Source organism: Actinoplanes aureus (assembly GCF_015704865.1).
Taxonomy (GTDB): domain Bacteria; phylum Actinomycetota; class Actinomycetes; order Mycobacteriales; family Micromonosporaceae; genus Actinoplanes; species Actinoplanes aureus.
This window is the reverse complement of the sequence record NZ_JADQTO010000018.1, coordinates 150134-169181: the sequence shown is the minus strand read 5'-3', so window position 1 is coordinate 169181 and position 19048 is coordinate 150134. Positions and strand designations below refer to the sequence as shown.

The 19048-nt window shown below is 71.4% G+C and carries 12 protein-coding genes; 10 read left to right on the top strand and 2 right to left on the bottom strand.

What is annotated here, in order from left to right; translation table 11 throughout:
* Nucleotides 1-7: 7 nt before the first annotated feature.
* The 10 genes from I4J89_RS32330 to I4J89_RS32285 all read left to right on the top strand — a co-directional run bounded on the left by I4J89_RS32330 (nt 8) and on the right by I4J89_RS32285 (nt 16864).
* Nucleotides 8-5887, top strand: a complete 5880-nt coding sequence (locus I4J89_RS32330) for an SDR family oxidoreductase (protein WP_196417916.1) — start codon at nt 8-10, stop codon at nt 5885-5887.
* On the top strand, nt 5880-7253 hold the full coding sequence (locus I4J89_RS32325) for a cytochrome P450 (RefSeq protein WP_196417915.1): 1374 nt from the start codon (nt 5880-5882) through the stop codon (nt 7251-7253). The genes I4J89_RS32330 and I4J89_RS32325 overlap by 8 nt, the downstream gene beginning before the upstream one ends.
* Entirely contained in the window at nt 7250-9565 is a 2316-nt protein-coding gene (locus I4J89_RS32320; protein ID WP_196417914.1) for an SDR family NAD(P)-dependent oxidoreductase, read from the top strand. Before I4J89_RS32325 ends, I4J89_RS32320 begins: the two co-directional genes overlap by 4 nt.
* Nucleotides 9562-10401, top strand: a complete 840-nt coding sequence (locus I4J89_RS32315) for an SDR family NAD(P)-dependent oxidoreductase (RefSeq protein WP_196417913.1) — start codon at nt 9562-9564, stop codon at nt 10399-10401. Before I4J89_RS32320 ends, I4J89_RS32315 begins: the two co-directional genes overlap by 4 nt.
* A gap of 44 nt (nt 10402-10445) precedes the next feature.
* Nucleotides 10446-10865 (top strand): DUF4345 domain-containing protein, encoded by a 420-nt coding sequence (locus I4J89_RS32310; RefSeq protein WP_196417912.1) that lies wholly within the window; start codon nt 10446-10448, stop codon nt 10863-10865.
* A complete protein-coding gene (locus I4J89_RS32305) occupies nt 10858-12198 on the top strand; it encodes an NAD(P)/FAD-dependent oxidoreductase (RefSeq protein ID WP_196417911.1) in 1341 nt (446 codons plus the stop codon). The genes I4J89_RS32310 and I4J89_RS32305 overlap by 8 nt, the downstream gene beginning before the upstream one ends.
* 28 nt (nt 12199-12226) lie before the next feature.
* Nucleotides 12227-13552: a glycosyltransferase gene (locus I4J89_RS32300; protein WP_196417910.1), complete on the top strand. Its 1326-nt coding sequence runs from the start codon at nt 12227-12229 to the stop codon at nt 13550-13552.
* Nucleotides 13553-13558: 6 nt separating this feature from the next.
* The gene (locus tag I4J89_RS32295; protein WP_196417909.1) at nt 13559-14956 is read left to right on the top strand and encodes an MFS transporter; all 1398 of its coding nucleotides are present in this window, start codon (nt 13559-13561) and stop codon (nt 14954-14956) included.
* A 79-nt stretch (nt 14957-15035) separates the two neighbouring features.
* Nucleotides 15036-15560, top strand: a complete 525-nt coding sequence (locus I4J89_RS32290) for a peptidase M23 (protein WP_196417908.1) — start codon at nt 15036-15038, stop codon at nt 15558-15560.
* Nucleotides 15561-15700: 140 nt separating this feature from the next.
* A complete protein-coding gene (locus I4J89_RS32285; RefSeq protein ID WP_230859954.1) occupies nt 15701-16864 on the top strand; it encodes a PP2C family protein-serine/threonine phosphatase in 1164 nt (387 codons plus the stop codon).
* 18 nt (nt 16865-16882) lie between these two features.
* On the opposite strand, the gene I4J89_RS32280 is transcribed toward I4J89_RS32285, so the two are convergent.
* Nucleotides 16883-18496 carry an ATP-binding protein gene (locus I4J89_RS32280; protein WP_196417907.1) on the bottom strand — a complete coding sequence of 538 codons (1614 nt, stop codon included), beginning with the start codon at nt 18494-18496 and terminating at the stop codon, nt 16883-16885.
* 96 nt (nt 18497-18592) lie between these two features.
* Nucleotides 18593-19033: an ATP-binding protein gene (locus I4J89_RS32275; RefSeq protein WP_196417906.1), complete on the bottom strand. Its 441-nt coding sequence runs from the start codon at nt 19031-19033 to the stop codon at nt 18593-18595.
* Nucleotides 19034-19048: the final 15 nt, after the last annotated feature.

Sequence of the window (19048 nt, the reverse complement as noted above, 5' to 3'; positions counted from 1 at the left end):
CGCGGCCATGGGCAGATTCGACGGCAAGATCGCATTGGTGACCGGCGGGGGCCGCGGCATCGGCAGGGTCATCACCACCCGTCTCGCCGAAGAGGGCGCCCGGGTCATCGTGAACTGCTTCCACTCCTTCGCGGAGGCCAAGTCGCTGGGTGCCGAGCTGACCGGCCGCGGCCTGGACGTCACGGTCATGCGCGCCTCGGTGGCCAAGGAAGAGCAGCTGGACCGGATGTTCAGCGACATCAGCGCGGAGTTCGGCGGGCTCGACCTGCTGGTGAACAACGCGGCAAGCGGCGCGTTCGGCGAGGCCCTGGCGATCGGCGAGGAGCAGCTCGACAAGGCCCTGAACACCAACCTCAAGGGCGCGCTGTGGTGCGCACAGCGTGCCTACCCACTGCTGCGGGCCCGCGGCGGAGGCTCGATGGTGAACCTGTCGTCCATCGGGTCCGAGACGGTGATCGGCAACTACCTGGCGGTGGGCACCGCGAAAGCGGCGCTGGAGGCCCTCACCCGCTATCTCGCGGTCGAGTTCGCCGCCGCCGGGATCCGGGTCAACACCGCCTCGGGCGGACTCATCGACGGTCAGGTCGCCACCCTGTTCCCGGAGCCGGAGACGGTGCGGGATCTGGCCGTCCGCAACACACCGCTGGGCCGGGTGGGCCGGCCGGAGGAACTCGCCGGCCTGGTCCTCTTCCTGCTCTCCGAGGACGCGAGCTGGATCACCGGGCAGACCGTCATCGCCGACGGCGGCATGTCACTGGGCGGCGTGATGCTCACCCCGCCCAGCCAGTGGTTCGCCGGCAAACAAGCCACTCCCGCTGCCGAGCCCGCTCCGGCGGCAAAGGAGACCGAACCGGCTCCGGCGGCGAAGGAGACCGAACCGGCTCCGACGGCGAAGGCGACCGCGCCGGCTCCGGTGGCGAAGGTGACCGAGCCTGATCCGGACCGCAACGTCATCGCCATCGTCGGCGCCGGCCTCGTCGCGCCCGGCGTGAACGACGTCGACGAACTGTGGACCACCTCGCTGGCCGGCCCGCAACTGCTCAAGGCGACCCGGCCGGAACGGTTCCGGATCGAATACTTCCATTCCTCCGAACGCGCCGACGAGGACAAGACCTACCAGACCAGGTCGGGATACTGCGACGACTACCGGCCGCACCCGTCGCTGGCCGCGGAACTCGCCGCTCGCACCGGGCCGATGGAATACACCACCCAGTGGTTCAGGCACGCCCTCTACGAGGCGACCGCCGGTGTGCGGAACCTGGACCAGGCCCGGACGACCTGCGTCATCGGATACACGGCCGACGGCAACCAGCACCTCGAGGAGGCGATCGTCGTCGAGGGCCTCCTCGAAGATCTGGCCGACGCCGCCGGCCGGGCCGGCTGGGATCCCGAACGCCGCGCGGAACTGCTGCGCCGAGCGCGGGAACTGCTCCGCGACTGGTACCCCCTCTCCTCAGCGCCGTACGAGACGCTGCTGCCGTACCAGGTCGGCCGCAACGCGATCGACGGCCTGCTGCCGGGCGGGTCCGAGTTGCTGATGGTGGACACCGCCTGCTCGTCCTCGCTGTACGCGCTGGACCTGGGCATGAAGGCCCTGCTCGAGGGGACGCACGACGTGGCGGTCTGCGGTGGCGCGTTCGCGGTCGGCCCCCGCAACGCGGTGCTCTTCGCCAAGCTGCACGGGCTGTCCGTCAGCGGGGACGTCCGCCCGCTGGACAGTGCCTGTGACGGCGTGCTCTTCTCCGACGGCGCCGCCGCCATCACGCTGAAGCGGCTCGACACGGCGAAGCGGGACGGCGACACGGTGCTCGGCTACCTCGGCGCCATCGGCACATCGTCCGACGGTCGCGGCAAAGCCATCTACGCGCCCAATGTCGCGGGCCAGCGGCTGGCCATCCAGCGCGCCCTGGCGAAGGTGCCGCTCGCGAACGAAGCGCCGGACTGGATCATCGCGCACGCCACCGGGACACCGGCCGGCGACCTGTGCGAGATCACCAGCATCCGGGAGACGCTGGGCGGCGCCGACGCCGGTATCCAGCTCACCTCGAACAAGTCGCTGTTCGGCCACACCGGCTGGGCGGCCGGCGCGGTCTCGGTCATCCAGGCGCTCCAGGGGTTCGCCCGGGACACCATCCTGCCCCAGCACCGCTTCTCGGCCAGCCCCGCGGAGTACCGGCTGGCGGACGCCCGGATCGGCATCCCGACCAGCCCGGTGGCGTGGCCCGCGGGCGAGCGCCCCCGGATCGCCTCGGTGTCCGGCTTCGGATTCGGCGGGACCAACGCGCACGTGGTCGTGCAGGACCAGCCGGTATCGCAGCCGGCGCCCGGCGCCGACGACATCGTCATCACCGCCTGGTCCGGGCATGCTCCCGGCCTGGCCGGCACCGACGAGGTCAGCGCCTGGCTGACCGGCACCGGCGAGCCGCCCCGGCCCAGCTTCGGTGACCGGTACGACACCGGGCAGATGAAGCTGCGGATGCCGCCGCGAGTGATCCGGACCCTGGACCGCTGCCAGCTGATGATGCTGCGGTGCGCCGACGAGTTGCGGACCCGGCTGGGCGGCGTGTGGGACGAGTACCGGAACACCACGGGCGTCTTCGTCGGTCACATGGGTCCGACCCGGCACGCGGTCGAATACGGCAAGCGCTGCCACCTGGACAGCGCAGCGGCGGCCCTCAGCGGTCTGCCCACCGCGGTGGCGCCCGACGAGCAGGTCACTGCGCTGTTCCGCGAGGCCGTACGAGCCGGCGTGCCGGCCTCCAACGAGGACTCGTTCCCGGGCATCATGCCGAACGTCATCTCGGCCCGCGTCTCCAACTACTTCGACCTCAACGGGCCCAACCTGGTCGTCGACACCGGCTTCGGATCCACGCTTGGTGCGTTCCAGGTCGCCGCCCGCTACCTGCGCGCCGGTGACGTCGACGTGGCGCTGGTGGGCGGCGTCAACGGCAACAGCACGCCGGTGGCCGGACGGGTGGTCGCCGCCACCAGCGGGGTGGACGACGTCGTGCCGGCCGAGGGTGCGGCCCTGTTCGCGGTGATGCGCCGGGAGACCGCCGAGGCTTCCGGCCTTCCGGTTCTGGCCGTCGTGGGCGCGCTGACGCAGGACCCCGCGACTCAGCGGTCCGCCGAGCGCGTCCTCTGCGGTGCGGCGCCCGACGCCGGCACCCGGCCGGTGTACCTGGGCGCCGAAGCCGCCTTCGCGGTGGCCCGGGCTCTTGTCACGGCTCCCGGCTCCGACGTGGAGGTCACCGCGTACGAGAACCGGACGACGGTACCGCTGTCGATGCGACTGGAGCTGCCGGGCGACACCGAGCCGCAACCGGAACCGCTGCTCGACCGCTACGTCGCTCAGTGGGAACCGACCGTCAACGACCGGATCCGCCCACCGATGGAGGTGCTCGGCCCGGACTGCGTCGTGGTCACCGCGACCCCCGACGCGCTCGGCGACCTCGGCACCGGCGCCGACGGGCCGCTGGTGCTCTCGGTGGTGCCGACCACCGGCGCCCGGCGGCGGGTGCTCGGCGAGATCTCGCGCGCCACGGTGGAGGAGGCGCTCGGTGGCAGGCCGCTGAGCCACGTACGCATCGTCTCCGATCTCGCCGCCGCGCTGCCCGCCGAGGAGGCGCTGGACACCGACCCGACGGTGTTGTTCCGGTTGCAGGACGCGGCGTTCCTCACGCTCCAGGTCTGTGAGGCGGAGATCCGCAGGCGGGCCGGCACGGTGCTCGCCCTGTTCACCTCCGCCGTGCGCGACGGTGTGCCGCACCCGTTCACGGGGCTCTTCACCGGCCTGCTGAAAAGCACCGCCCTCGAGCTGCGGCCATGCCTGGTCGCCGGCGTGTTCACCACTGAGCGCGAGGTGGGAGCGGGCCTGCGCGAGCTGCGCGAGGAGGCGCAGGCATCGCAACTGCTTCCGGTGACGCGGTACGTGGACGGCGTCCGGCACACCCTGGTCGCCACCCCGCAACCGCCGGAGGACGGACCGCCCTCGCTGGACCGCGAGAGCGTCGTCGTGGCGATCGGCGGAGCCCGCGGCATCACGCCGGAACTGCTGAAAGCGCTCGCCGAGCGGTACCAGCCGACCATCTACGCGGTCGGGTCCCGGCCGCTGGACGGGATCGAGGCCGAGCTCGCCGACCGGGGCGGAGCGGCGGCCCTCGGCTCGAAGGCCGAGTTCATCCGGACCGAGATGGAACGCCGCCCGGGCCAACCGGTCAGGGACGCCATCGCGACGTACGAGCGGCTCAGCTCCGGAGCCACGGCCCTGGCGAACCTGGCCGCGATGCGGCGCTGGTCGGGACCCGAGCGGGTGCAGTACCGCCAGGCCGACGTGACGGACGTGGTGCGTCTGACCGCGGTGCTGGACGAGATCATCGACCGGCACGGGCAGATCGACCTGCTGATCCACGCCGCCGGGGTGAACCGCGCCGGCGCGCTGAGCACCAAGCCGCTGCAGCACTTCCAGGAGGTACGCCGCATCAAGGTCGGCGGCTATCTGAACCTGCGCAAGGCACTGCGCGGCCGGATGCCACTGCGCTGGTGCAGCTTCTCCTCGCTGATCGCCCTCACCGGCCAGCTCGGGGAGACCGACTACGCCGCGGCGAACGACTTCCTCGGCAGCGCCGCCGCGTACAACTCGGCGCGAACCGGCCGGGACGAGGTCGCCATCGGCTGGACGCTGTGGAAGGACGCGGGGATGGCGGCGACGCCGGTACACCACTCCTTCTTCGCCGGCGCCCAGGCCGACACGCTGACACCGATGTCCACACCGGAAGGGGTCCACCACTTCCTGGCCGAGCTGAACGCCGCCAACCGGGCTACCGCGACATACCACCTGGGCCAGGTGGAGCGCGGCGCGGTGGAACGGATCATGCCCGGGTACTGGCTGCCGCGCGTACCACCGGCCGTCACGCGACCGGCGCCGCGAGGACACTTCTACATCGACACGGTGACGCGCGGCTCGGCGGAGGAGGCGGTGATCGAGCGGCTCTTCACCGAGGAGCGCGACGGCTATCTGCGGCACCACGCGGTGCTCGGAGCGCCGACGCTGCCGGGGTGCTTCGTCACCGAGCTGATCGCGGAGGCGGCACTCGAACTCGTGCCGCAGTGGCGGGTGACCGGCTTCCGTGACATCGAGTTCCACCACTTCCTCAAGCTCGGCGGTGCGACCGACCGCAGCCCGCGCCGCATCATCGCCGGGGTGCTCCGGCGCGACGACCGGCACGCCGTCGTCGGTGTCCGGGTGGTCGGCGACGTGGTGTCCCCGGCCGGCACGGTGCTCGTCAAGGACAAGGTGCACTTCACCGGCAAGGCGATCCTGTCCGCCGACTACCCGCACGCCCCGCGGATGGAACCGTGGCCGGACGCGCCGGAGGAGCCGATCCTCGACCCGTACCACGTACCGGGCGCGTCCGTGCTGCTCACCGGGCCCTTCGTCACCACGACGGCGACGCGCCTGCACCCGCTCGGCAAGCGGGCGCTGTTCACCGCGCCGGTCGGGCCCGGGTCCGAGTTCGAGCACTTCCTGGTCCCCTCGCTCATGCTCGACGGGCTGGCCCGGCTCGCCGTACTGGAGATCGTCGACGGCCGCTACATCCCGCTGGCCGCACCGACCGGCATTCGGCGCATCGACCTCTACTGCCCGGACAACGACGTCGACCTCGGCGCCCGGGGAGTGCCGATCGAGATGTCGGTGACGCCACGAGGCCTGCTCTACGACAGCGGCGGTACGGGCAGCCGGTTCGTGGCGACCCTGCCGGACGGGCGCCTGCTGCTGCAGATGAAGGACGTGACCGGCTTCGTGCGCGGTTACGTCGACGCCCGCTCCGGCCAGCCCGTGGAGCGACTCGAACTCGACGCCGTGGGGGTGGCCACACATGGTTGATCCGAAACGCCAGGCACCGGGGCCGCGGACCCGTGGACCGTTCGGCAGCCTGCTGCCGTACCGGCGCGATCCCGCCGAATTCCTGCTCACCATGCAGCGTGACCACGGTGAGGTGGTGCGGATGAAGTTCGGGCCGTACCTGGTCCACCTGGTGACCGATCCGGACGCGGTCCGGCGGGTGCTGATCGAGAACCAGGGCAACTACTGCCGTGGCCGGTTCTACGAGCAGTTCAAATTGGTCATGGGGGAAGGACTGCTCACCACCGACGGCGAGCGCTGGCGGGCACACCGGCGAGCGGTCCAGCCCGCCTTCGCCCGGGACGCCATCCGCGGTATCGGCCCCAACGTCGTCGGCGCCACCCACGAGATGCTCTCCCGCTGGGACGACGCGGCACAGCGCAGCGAACCGGTGGACCTGGTCACCGAGGCGCTGCGGGTCACCCTCGTCACCCTCAGCACGTCGCTGTTCGACTACGACATCAGGCCCTCGGTGCCGATGCTCAAGCAGGTCGTCGAGGACAGCATCGAGACGATGTTCCCGCACGGCTACGTACGGGAGATGCTGCCCCGATGGCTGCCGACGTCCCGCAACCGGTTGGTCGCGGCCAACCGGCGCCGGCTCGACCAGGTCGTCGACGACGTCCGGGCCGCGCAGCCCCGGCGAGCCGGAAGCCTCGTCGACCTGACCGAGTCCGCCCGCGACCCCGACGGCCGGCCGTGGACCGACCAGGAGATCCGGGACGAGCTGCTGACCATCTACCTCGCGGGACACGAGACCACGGCGACCGCCCTGTGCTGGACGTTGCACTCCATCGCACAGCACCGCTGGGTGGCCGAGAAGCTCGAGGCTGAGGTCGATCAGGTACTGGCCGGCCGCGACCCGACGGTGGCCGATCTCGACCGGCTCCCCTACACCCAGATGGTGGTGCAGGAGGCGCTGCGCCTCTTCCCGCCGATCTGGCTGTACCCACGCGACGCCACCGGCGACGACGTGCTCGCCGGTTACCACATCCCGGCCGGCAGTTCGCTTCTCCTGTCGCCGTTCGTGTCGCACCGCAACCCGCGGATCTGGGAGAACCCGGAGGCGTTCGACCCGTCCCGGTTCGACGCCGCGGCCGAGCGGGAACGGCCCCGGATGTCGTACTTCCCGTTCGGGGGTGGTCCTCGCCAGTGCATCGGCAACACCATGGCGCTCCTCGAACTGCGGATGATCGTCGCCATGGTGGTGTCCCGGTACCGGTTCGAACTCGTTCCCGGCAGCTTCGTCCGGTACGGCGACTCGCTGATCTCGATGCGGCCGACGCCGGACATGTTGCTGCGCCTGCGGCCCCGCGCGCGCAGCGTGCTCACCGGGGCGGCGTCATGACCGACACCCCGCTGCGGCACACCCTCGAGCTGACCGACCTGCCCGCCGCGCCCGCCCCGGCGGCGGACTTCCTGGCCGGGCGCCGGGTGCTGATCCTCAACGGCACCGCCGAGTGGCGCTCCTCGGTCCGCCGGGCGGTCACCGGCCACGGCGGTACGGCGGCGGTGTGGGACACGGACGCCCCGGAGCCGCCCGCGAGCGACTCCGGTACCGACGTCATCATCGACCTCGGCGTGGCCGCGGACGCCGAGGTAGTCGGCCCGGACGCGTGGCGCGAGCCGATGACCCGTACCGTGACGGCGCTTCGCGGCGTCTATGCCGACTGGGCCGGCGAAGTCCGCACCGACCGGCTGAGCTACGTCGCCGTCACCTTCATGGGCGGTTCCATGGGCCTGCTGGCCGACGCCGGGGCACAACCGCTGGGCGGGTTGTGGGCCGGGCTGGCCAAGACTCTGCCGCGCGAATTCCCCGCGTGCCGCCCACTCGTGGTGGATCTGGCGGACCGGCCCGATCTGGGCGAGGTCGTCGTCACCGAGCTGGCAGCCGGCCGGTTGCTGGAGGTGGGGCGCCTCGGGGAGCGCCGGGTCACGCTGCTGCCGCGTGAGCAGCCCGTCGACGGGGACCCGATCCCGGTCGACAGCTCGGATCTGCTGTTGTTCACCGGCGGCGCGCGGGGCATCGGCTTCGAGATCGCCCTCGAGATGGCGGCGCGGTACGACTGCGAGGTCGTCGTCACCGGCCGTTCGCCGCTACCCGGGCCGGACACCTCCTGGTTGACCGCCTCCCCCGCCGAGTTCGCGGCCATCGAACGCCGCATGTACCTGACCCGTGGGGACACCTCGGTCCCGCGGACCCGGGCGCGGGTGGCCGGGATGCGCCAGGCCCGGGAGATCCGCCACAACCTGAGCCGGGCGGACGAACGCGGGCTGCGGATCCGCTACCGGCCGTGCGACGTGACCGACCGGGCCGACGTGGCCGCTCTGGTGCGCTCGCTCGGCGACCGGCTCTCCATGGTGGTGCACAACGCCGGCATCGACCGGCCGGCACGGCTACCCAAGAAGGCGACACCGGAGTTCCTCGACGTCATCGAGGTCAAGGTGGACGGATTCGGCAACGTGCTGGCCGCGCTCGGCGACCACCGGTTGAAGATGCTCTGCGCGGTCGGCTCGCAGACCGGGCGGTACGGCGGCATGCCGGGCCAGCTGGACTACGCCGCGGCGAACGACGGCCTGGCCCGGCTCGCCGGCTGGGCCGGGCACCGCCTCGGCTACCCGGTCAAGACGCTGGCCTGGCCCACCTGGGAAGGGGTGGGCCTGATCACCAATCTCAAGGCCGCCTCGCGCTACATGCGGCCGATCGCGGTGGGCGACGGCGTACAGGCCTGGCGGGCCGAGCTGACCCGCAGCGGCAGCGGTGAGATCGGGTTCATGGGCGAGATCGGCGAGGTGGCGCCGCAATACCTCAACGGCATCCCGTTGCCGCCCGGCTGGGCCGGCCGCTCGACCATGCTGAGCCGCCGGTTCTTCCTCGGCGAGGTGGTCGCCTACGCGCCCGGCAGTCTGCTGGAGAGCGAACACCGGGTGGACGCCGACTGGGCCACCTGCGTCGACGACGTCCGGATCGACGGCGTACCGGCACTGCCGGTCTCGCTGGCGCTGGAGTACCTGCAGGCGGTCAGCCTGTGGCTCGGCCCGCCGGGTGAGGAGGCGCCGGGCCACCGCTACCTGCGTGACGTCTGGGTCCGGCCGGGCGTGCTGCGGCTACCACCGGGTGGCGAGATGACCCTGGTCCGGCGGGCCCGGTCCAGGTGGGACGGCGATGACTGGGTGATCGACGTGTCGCTGTGGCACGGGGAGGTCTGCGCGGCCGAGGGACGCGTCGTCTACACCACCGGCGACGAGCAACCCGCTCCGCCGTTCGACGCGGAAGGCCGGCCCGCGGTGCCGGCAGCGGTGCGGTACCGGTGGTCCTCGATGGACGTAGCCATCGCCGAGCAGCCGGCCTCCGGCGGGGAGTGGGCCGTCCCGGTGGCTCGCACGTCGGCGCTCGACCTGTTCACGCTGCGGGAGCCGCCGCAGCCGCAACTGCCGATCAACCATCTCGAGACGGTCATCCGGATGTCACCGCCGGCCGGTACCGACGACGACCGGGAAGAGCAGTGGGAGATCGACAGCGCCTGGTTCCACCAATCCTGCCGTGAGGAGGCGGTGTTCGTGCGTACCGACGCCGACCGGCGGCGAGCCGTCATCGCGGACAAGGACGGCCGGGCCTTGGCGGTTCTGAGCCGGCCCCGATGGCGGGTGACGCAATGACGCGGTCCGTGCTCGTGACGGGGTGCTCGTCCGGCATCGGCCAGGCCGTTGCGAAGCGCATGCACCGCGGCGGATTCACCGTGTACGCGACGGCACGCCGCCCGGAGACGATGGCCGAGCTGAGCCACCTCGGTATCCGCACGCTGCCGCTGGACGTGACCGACGACGACTCCATGCGCTCCGCGGTGTCCCGGGTCGAGCGGGACTGCGGCGCGGTCGACGTGCTGGTGAACAACGCCGGGTACGGGCTGGCCGGCACCGTCGAGGAGACGCCGCTGACCGACGTACGCGCCCAGTTCGAGACCAACGTGCTCGGCACCGTACGCCTCACCCAGCTGGTGCTGCCGGGCATGCGCGCCCGCGGCGGCGGGACCGTGGTCAACATGGCGTCGATCTTCGGCCGGTTCGCGGTGGCGGGCGGCGGCTTCTACCACGCCACGAAACACGCGGTGGAGGCGGTGAGTCAGGCGTTGCGGCTGGAGGTCCGCCGTTTCGGCGTCCGGGTCGTGGTGATCGAACCCGGGCCGGTCCGGACCCCGTTCGGGAGCACCTACATCGGTACGCTGCGGCAGGGCGACGAGGTGTACGGGGAGTTCCGGCATGAGCTGGTCGAGTACTACGAGGCCATCTATCACCGCACCCGCCGTACCCTGCCGAGCGTCCTGGCGGTGGACCCGGAACAGGTCGCACGCGTGGTGGAGAAGGCGGTGTGCAGCCGGCGTCCCCGGCAGCGCTACCCGGTGGGCGCGCTGACCCACGGTGTCTTCGCCCTGCGGCGGCTGCTGCCGGACGCCGCGTTCGAACGGTTCCTGCGCAGCGAGTTCCCGGCGCCCTGAGCCGGCGCCATGACACAACCGACCTCGACGACGAGGAGCATGAGATGACTCAACCTCCGAACGGTTCACGCCGGGCGCTCCAGGTGGTGCTGGTGGTACTGGCCGTCATCCCGATCGGCACCGGGCTGATGGACATGCTGCTGGGCGCGGGGACGCTGCCCAGCGATCAGGACCTCAACCCGGACCTGCAGAGCAACTACCGGTTCTTCGCGACGATGTGGTTCGGCCTCGGGCTGGCGATCCTCTGGATCGTGCCCCGGGTGGAGACGGCGGTGCAGCCGCTGCGCGCCGTGACCGCACTCGTCTTCCTGGGTGGCCTGACGCGGGTGCTGGCGATGGTGGTGGACGGGATGCCGCACCCGATGTTCGTCGCGTTCACGGCGCTGGAACTCATCGCCCCGCCGATCCTCGTGCTGTGGCAGAACCGGGTGAGTGCGCAGAGCCGGGTGCGGGCGAATGTATGACGCGATCGTCATCGGCGCGCGGTGCGCGGGGGCACCGACGGCGATGCTGCTCGCTCGCGCCGGTCACCGTGTGCTGATGGTGGACCGGGCGTCGTTCCCCAGCGACAAGCCGATGTCGACACACCTGCTGCACCCGCCCGCGATCCTGCGGCTTCGCGAGTGGGGGCTGCTCGACAGCGTGGTGGCGACCGGCTGCCCGCCGATCCGCGACTACGGCTTCGTGGAGGGGCCGCTGGACTTCATGGCGCCGCTGCCACCGATCGAGGACGTCGGTGTGGCATACGCACCGCGCCGCCACATTCTCGACCACATCCTCGTCGAGGCCGCCGTGGCGGCCGGGGTGACGTTGCGCGAGGGCGTCTCCGTACGCGAGCTGCTCCGTGACGGCAACGTCGTCACCGGCATCCGGGCACAGGACCGCAACGGCGTCTCCTTCACCGAGCACGCCCGCGTGGTGATCGGCGCCGACGGCACCAACTCGCTGGTCGCCCGCATCACCAGAGCGCCGCAGTACCGCGCCCGGCCGCCGCTCACGCGCGGACTGTGGACCTACTGGAGCGACCTGCCGACCCCGAACCTGCCCTCCTTCCGGGCGAACGGGCGGTACGTCTTCGCGTGGCCGACGAACGACGACCTGACGCTCGTCGGTATCGCCTGGCGCGCGAACGAGTACCCGGACGACGAACCCGAGCAGGCGTACTTCACCGCCCTGCACGACACCGCGCCCGCCTTCGCCGAGCGGGTGCGGGAGGCGGGACGCGCCCAGGCGTGGATGCGGGGCTCCATCCCCAACTTCTTCCGCAGGCCGTTCGGCCCCGGCTGGGCGCTCGTCGGCGACTCCTCGTACAGCAAGGATCCGTGCACGGCGCAGGGCATCACCGACGCGTTCCGCGACGCGGAATCACTCGTGGGCGCTCTGCACCAGGGGCTGGCCGGAGAGCGCCCGATGGCCGCCGCACTGGCCGACCACGAGCGGCGCCGCAACGCCCACGCCATCCCGTACTACGAGTACACCTGCGACTTCGCCACGCTCGACACGTACCCGCCTGAGGTCCTCGAGCTGCTGGCCCTGGCCACCCAGAGCGGGCCGACCGCGAGCAACCTGGTGGGCCTGTTCGGGCAGACCGTCTCGCCCGCCGACTTCTTCTCCGGCACGGGCATGCGGAGTCTGCTCGACTCCCTGCCCGAACCCGACCGGCTGGGCTGGCGGCTGCGGCTGGCCCGCTGGCTGCTGCTCGACCTGGGCCGGTACAGCCAGTCGTCGAGCCGGCTGGCGGAACGCCTGATCGCCCGCAAGCTCGGCGAGATGGGCCAGTTCCTCGTCCCCGCCTGATCCGACCACCGAACCGCAAGGAGACGCTGTGGCATCCATTCTCGTGACGGCCCTTCCCATGCTCGGTCATGTCTCGCCCTGCGTCGCCGTGACGAAGGAGCTGGTCAGCCGCGGCCACCGCGTCCGCTTCCTCACCGGACGCAACCATCAGGAGCGGGTCGAGGCCGCCGGCGCCACCTTCCTGCCGCTGCCGGCCGAGGCGGACTTCGACGACACCGACATGGCGGCCGCGTTCCCGCAGTTGCAGGGCATGACCGGCATCCGCGGGCTCAGCGCCATCGTGCTGGAGGTCTTCTCCAAGCCGATCGACGCGCAGTTCGCGGCGGTGACCGAGGCACTGCGGACCGAGCTGACCGACGTGATCCTGTCCGAGATGCTGTTCGCCGGGGTCTACCCCATCGCGTTGCAGCCCCGCGCGGTGCGCCCGGCCGTCGGCATCCTGGGGATCAGCCCGATGACGCTCAAGGGGCCGGGACTGCCCCCGTACGGGATGGGCCTGTTGCCGGCCCGGACCCCGCTGGAACGGGTCCGCAACCGGATCCTGCACCTGCTCGCCAACGGTTTCGTGCTCCGGCCCGCGCAGCGCTACCTGGCGCAGAGCACCCAGCGGCTGGTGGGCCGGCGGCTGGGCGTGCCGTTCTTCGAGATGCCCGGGCTGGGTGACGCGCTGCTGCACCTGGGCATCCAGGGGTTCGAGTATCCCCGGCCCAGCGCGCGTACCAAGCTGATCTTCACCGGTCCGCTGATCTCGACCGCCACCGGCAGCCCGCTGCCGCCCTGGCACGCTGATCTGGAGGGCCGCCGGGTGGTGCATGTGACCCAGGGCACGGTCGCCAACACCGACTTCTCCACCCTGGTGGCACCCACCGTGCGTGCCCTGGCGGACCAGGACTGCATCGTCGTGGTGACCGGTGGCGGGCGGCCGGAGTCGGAGGTGGAGGCGAGCCTGACCGCCGAGCTCGGCTCGGTTCCGGACAACGTGCGGATCGGCGCCTACCTGGACTACTCGTGGCTCTTCCCGAGACTGGACGTGCTGATCACCAACGGCGGCTACGGCGGGGTCAACCTGGCGCTGCAGCACGGAGTGCCACTGGTCGTGGCCGGCAACACCGAGGAGAAGCCCGAGGTGGGTGCGCGGGTGGCCTGGACCGGCGCCGGGGTACGCCTGCTGGTGCGCACACCGACCCCGGAGCAGATCGTGGAGGCCGTCCGGGAGGTCGGGGCGGATCCGCGGTACCGCGAGAACGCCGCCCGCCTGGGCGCCGAGATCGACCGCGCACCGGGCGTCGACGCGGTGGAGGACTTCATCCTGACCCAGACCGAACCGCAGCGTCGCGCAGTGAGCCGGGGCTGACCTCGCATGGCCCAGCGAACCGGCAAGCTGCCCCTGATCGTTGCGGCGGGCGCCGCCTTCATCGCCAGCCTCGACAATCTCGTGGTCACGATCGCGCTGCCGGAGATACAACGCAGCCTGGGCACGGATCTGGCCGGCCTGACCTGGACGGTGAACTCCTACACCGTGGCTTTCGCGGTGTTCATGCTGGCGGCCGCCGCGGTCGGCGACCGGATCGGCCGTCGCCGCGTCTTCCAGGCCGGCGTCCTGCTCTTCACGGTCGCGTCGGCGCTTGTCGCGCTCTCCTCCAGCCTTGCCCTGTTCGCCGTGTTCCGGGCCGTGCAGGGACTCGGCGCGGCGATGCTCGTACCGCTGTCGCTCACGCTCGTGGTGGATGCCACCCCGGCCGCGAAACGCGCGATCACCGTGGCCGTCTGGTCGGCGGCCCAGGGCCTGGCCGTGGCGATCGGGCCCTTCGTGGGCGGCCTGATCGTCCAGGCCGCGGACTGGCACTGGATCTTCTGGCTGAACGTACCGGTCGGGCTGCTGATCGCGGCGGCGGCCGTGGTCTTCCCGGACACCGTGGTCCGCGGTAGCGGCCGCTTCGACGGCGTGGGCCTGACCCTGCTCTCCGGCGGATTGCTCGGCCTCGTGCTGGGCCTGCTCAACGGCGCCGAGCAGGGCTGGCTGTCCGGGCCGACGATCTGGCCCGTCCTGGCCGGCGCCGCACTGCTGATCGCCTTCGGCGCCTGGGAGCGGCGCGTACCCCGGCCGCTGCTGCCGGCACGGCTGCTGCGTGAGCGAGGCTTCGTCCTGACCAACGTCAACGCGCTGCTGCTGACGGCGGGCGTCTTCGGATCCGTCTTCCTGCTCATGCAGTTCCTGCAGAACACCCTGAGGTACGGCCCGCTGGAGGCCGGCCTGAAGACCCTGCCGTGGACGCTGTTGCCGGCGGTCGCCGCCCCGGTCTCCGGCATGCTGGCGGAGCGGCACGGCACCCGCCCGGTCATGGTCGTGGGATCGGGCCTGCAGGCCGCCGCACTCGTCTGGTTCGCCGTCGTCGTCGGCAGCGACGTCAGCTACGTCGCGCTGCTTCCGGGCATGCTGCTCGCCGGCGCCGGGATGGGCGCCTTCTTCGCGGTGGTCGCCACCCAGGCGCTGGCCTTCGCCCCGCGCGAGGACGAGGGCCTCGCGTCGGGCATCAACAATTCGGTACGCGAGATCGGGGTGATGCTCGGGGTGGCGGTGCTGGCCACGGTCTTCCTCAGCGCGGGCGGCAGCGACACCGGGGACGGCTTCGTCACCGGCCTGCGTCCGGCCGTATGGGTCGGCTCCGCCCTGTTGCTCCTTGCCACGGTGGTCGCGATCCTCACCCCACCTGCCCGGGTACGCGACGACCAGCCGGCCGCGACCGGGTCGGGGTGACAGGTACTCCGGTCCACTGTCGACCACGGCCGGCCGGTACCCTTCGCCGGACCCCCACGCCCGGAAGGTACCCCTCGTCGTGCGCACGCTCTTCGTGATCGCCGCCGCCGTAATGGTCGGCTTCGTCCTCAGCCCGCTGCTGCGCGCCGACGCGGCCTGCACGCCCAGCCCGGCCGCGCCGCCCGCCGCATCCACTCTGAACGACTGGAGCGACGAACAGATCGCCAACGCGCGCGTCATCATCACCATCGGCGACCAGCGGCAGGTGCCGGACCAGGGCCAGGTGATCGCGGTCGCCACCGCCCTGCAGGAGTCCCGCCTGCGCAACCTGCGCGGCGGCGACCGGGACTCCATCGGGCTGTTCCAGCAGCGCCCCAGCCAGGGTTGGGGGACTCCGAAGCAGCTTTCCGACCCGGCCTACCAAACCCAGAAGTTCTACGACAAGCTGCTCACCATCGACGACTGGCAGCAGATGCGGCTCACCGACGCCGCCCAGGCCGTACAGGTGTCGGCCTATCCGGAGGCCTACGCGAAACACACTCGCGCCGCCACCCGTCTCGTCGACGCGCTGAGCCTTCCGGACTCCTGCGCGTCCGAGGTCTGATCGAGGAGGTCCTGGCCCCGCCCGGCCCGGAGAGCGAGATAGTCTGATCTGATCCGCCCAGGCTGAGCACCGTCGCGACAGGTCACGCGCACCGCGACCGACCCGGCCGTCGAACACGACGAAGGCAAGGTCTCACCGCATTGCTCGACGACAGCGCCGACGACCTTTACGAGAACGCACTCTGCGGCAACCTGACCCTGTCGCCGGACGGCACCATCACGAGGGTCAACACCACCCTCCTCGGCTGGCTCGGCTACCCGCGAGACGCACTCGTCGGGCGCGGGAAGTTCGGCGACATCCTCACCGTGGGCGCCCGGATCTACTACGAGACCCATCTGGCGCCCCTGCTCACCATCCAGGGTGAGATCACCGGCATCGCGCTGAACCTGCGTACGGCGGACGGCAGCCCCTTCCTCGCCTTGATGAGCGCCATCGTGGAAACCGGGAGCGACGGCCATCCCCAGCGGATCCGCATCATCGTCTTCGACGGCCGCGAACGCCGCGCCTACGAGCAGGAACTCCTGCACGCCCGCCAGGCCGCCGAACGCGAGAGCGAACGCCTCCGCCATCTGGTCTCCGACCTGCAACGCAGCCTGCTCCCGTCGGTGCTGCAGACACCGCCCGGTCTGCAGACCGCGGCCCACTATCGGATGGCCTCCATCGATGAGGTCGGCGGCGACTTCTACGACCTGTTCCCGCTCAACGACGGCCGCTGGGGATTCTTCCTCGGCGACGTCAGTGGCAAAGGCGTCGACGCGGCCGCCGTAACGGCTCTCGCCCGATACACGCTGCGCGCCGCCGCGGTCTACGACCCGGACCCGGCCGCCGTCCTGCACAACCTCAACGAGGTCCTCTACCAGGAGTACCGCCGGGACGCCCGCTATTGCACCGTGGTGTTCGGCATCCTCACCCTTGCGCCGGACGGTTTCCGCGCGGTGATCGCCAGCGGAGGACATCCGGAACCGCTCCTGCTGCGCGCCGATGGCACCGCGGAACACCACGTGACCAAAGGCCGCCTCGTCGGCGTGTTCCCGGACTCCACCTACACCAACACCGTTCTGACGGCGAAGCCGGGCGACACCCTCCTGCTCTACACCGACGGCATCGTCGAGGCCCGGACCAGTGACAGCCGGCACACCGACCGTCGCTTCGGGATCGACGCCGTCGCCGGCTTCGCGAACGCCCTCGCCCCGGCGGACGCGGCCACCGTCATCGACGCCTTGATCGACCTGCTCGACGCCTTCGGCGACGGCCTCGAGGACGACATCGCCGTCATGGCCATCAGCGTGCCCCTGATCGACTGAAGCCGGCGTATTCGCTGGTCACGCCGGTGTGGGCTTGCGCGGTAGCCGGATCAGGAAGGTGGTGCCGGGCCCGGTGGTGTCGGCCAGGCTGATGGTTCCCTGGTGCTGTTCGACGATGGCGCGGGTGATCACCAGGCCGAGCCCGGTGCCCGGGATACAGCGTTCCACCGCGGTGGAGGCCCGGTAGAAGCGGCGGAACAGGTGTTGCCGCTCGCCCGCGGGGACGCCGATACCGGTGTCGGCGATGGTCCATCGGACGTCTTTGCTGTCGGTTTCGACGGTGATGGTGACCTGGCCGCCGGCCGGGGTGTACTTGATCGCGTTCGACAGCAGGTTGTCGGCGACCTGTCGCAGCCGGTGCTCGTCGGCGTGTATCTCGACGTCGCCGGGCATCAGCACGGTGAGCGTCAGGCCCTTGTCACGGGCGGCGCCCGCGAGGGAACGCACCGAGTCGTCGATGATCATGCCGAGGTCGGTGTGGCCGGGGTTGATGGCGAGATGACCGGACTCCAGCCGGGCCAGGTCGAGCAGATCCTCGGCGATCACGGTGAGCCGCTGCGCGTTGCGGGCGATCGTACGCACCTGGTCGAGCAGCTCGGGGCAGGCCGTGCTCAGATCCTCCTCCAGCAGCATCGTGGCACCGGTGATCACCGACAGCGGGTTGCGGAGTTCGTGCGTGACCAGTGCCAGGAACTCGTCCTTGGTCCTGGCCAGCTCCACGGTCAGCTCCTCGGCGCGTCGCCGTTCCAGGTACTGGCCGATCTGGGCGGCCAGACCGCCCAGCAACGCGGTGAGGGTCTCTTCCGGGTCCTCGATGCGGTCGCCGTAGACACACAGCGCGCCCAGCGCGTGGCCGCCGGCCGAGATCGGTACGCCGATCGCCACGTGCAGCCCGGCGCGGGCAGCCGCGCGGCTGCGGAACGAGGCGGTGTCGGCCGCCAGATCGGGAATCCAGTCCGGGACGGCTTGCTGATAGACCCGTCCGGGCAGGCCCACGCCGGGTTCCAGCTCGTCGATGGCGAACGGGCCGAGCCGCAGCCCGGCGCCGGTGTGCCGGGCCACACAGGAGATCATCTGGCGCTGCTCGTCGGCCAGCCACAACTCCGCCACCGGCCAGCCCATCCGCACCCCGAGTGCCTCGGCGACCCGGGCGGCCGCCTCGCTGCTGGAAGCAGCCTCGGCCAGGCCACGGGAGACCGCGGCCTCGACCTTGGTGAACCGGCTGACCCGCTGGGTGACCGTCACGTCCCGGGCGAACGCGTGGAACACCGTCCCGATCGGCTCCTGGGTGACCGTGAGCATCAGCTCGATCGGGAACTCGTGCCCATCGCGGTGCACCGCGATCAACTCCAGCCGCCGCCCCAGCGCCCGGCCGGGTCCGCCGGCCGCCACCCGCGCCAGTCCGGCCCGGTGCGCCCGCCGGAACTGCGGCGGAATGATCAGCTCGGCCAGGTCTTCCCCGCACGCCTCGTCGAGGCAGTACCCGAACGTCGCCTGTGCCGCCGGATTCCACGCCACCACCCGGCCGGCTTCGTTGATCGCCACGTAGGCCTGCAACGCCACCGCGAGCACCCGCTGCGGGTCACCGAGGACTCGTTGCCCGCAACTGATTCGATCCCCAACCGGCTGCACGGCGGCCCTCCTCCCCGTGCGGTGACTCCTGCGCAAACGGGCGGCCGCCGCCGAACCACGGTACCGCTGATACGCCCTGCCAGCTGGCACTTCTCTCTACAGCGGCGCCGTACCGGTCAGCGAGAACGTGGCCCAGACCCGCTTGCCCTCATCGGTGGGATACCAGCCCACGTCCTCGGCGAGGCGTCCGACCATCACCAGTCCCAGCCCACCCTCGCCGGCCGGACGCCGGTCGTCGACCACCGGTCCGGAGACCGGGCCGGTGTCGAGGACGTCGATGACCAGCCTGCCGTTCGCCCGTTGCAGGACGACGACGGCCGGAGGGCGACCATGGCGAAGCGCGTTCCCGGCCAGCTCGGTGGCGACGATGACGAGTCGCTCGGCGAGATCCTGAGGATCCGTCGCAGCCGGCGTCTGGTTCATGACGACACGCCGCAACGCGGCGCGCAGGGAACGCAACTCCGGCGCCTCGGCGAGCGTCCATCGGGCCAGCTCCTCATCGATGGCCGGTGGACGTCGCATCAGCCACCCCGTCATGACCCAGATTCTGCC

Coding starts and splice junctions, on each gene's coding strand:
- I4J89_RS32325 (WP_196417915.1), top strand. CDS start 5,880: ATGGTTGATCCGAAACGCCAGGCACCGGGGCCGCGGACCCGTGGACCG.
- I4J89_RS32310 (WP_196417912.1), top strand. CDS start 10,446: ATGACTCAACCTCCGAACGGTTCACGCCGGGCGCTCCAGGTGGTGCTG.
- I4J89_RS32315 (WP_196417913.1), top strand. CDS start 9,562: ATGACGCGGTCCGTGCTCGTGACGGGGTGCTCGTCCGGCATCGGCCAG.
- I4J89_RS32295 (WP_196417909.1), top strand. CDS start 13,559: ATGGCCCAGCGAACCGGCAAGCTGCCCCTGATCGTTGCGGCGGGCGCC.
- I4J89_RS32275 (WP_196417906.1), bottom strand. CDS start 19,033: ATGACGGGGTGGCTGATGCGACGTCCACCGGCCATCGATGAGGAGCTG.
- I4J89_RS32330 (WP_196417916.1), top strand. CDS start 8: ATGGGCAGATTCGACGGCAAGATCGCATTGGTGACCGGCGGGGGCCGC.
- I4J89_RS32320 (WP_196417914.1), top strand. CDS start 7,250: ATGACCGACACCCCGCTGCGGCACACCCTCGAGCTGACCGACCTGCCC.
- I4J89_RS32305 (WP_196417911.1), top strand. CDS start 10,858: ATGTATGACGCGATCGTCATCGGCGCGCGGTGCGCGGGGGCACCGACG.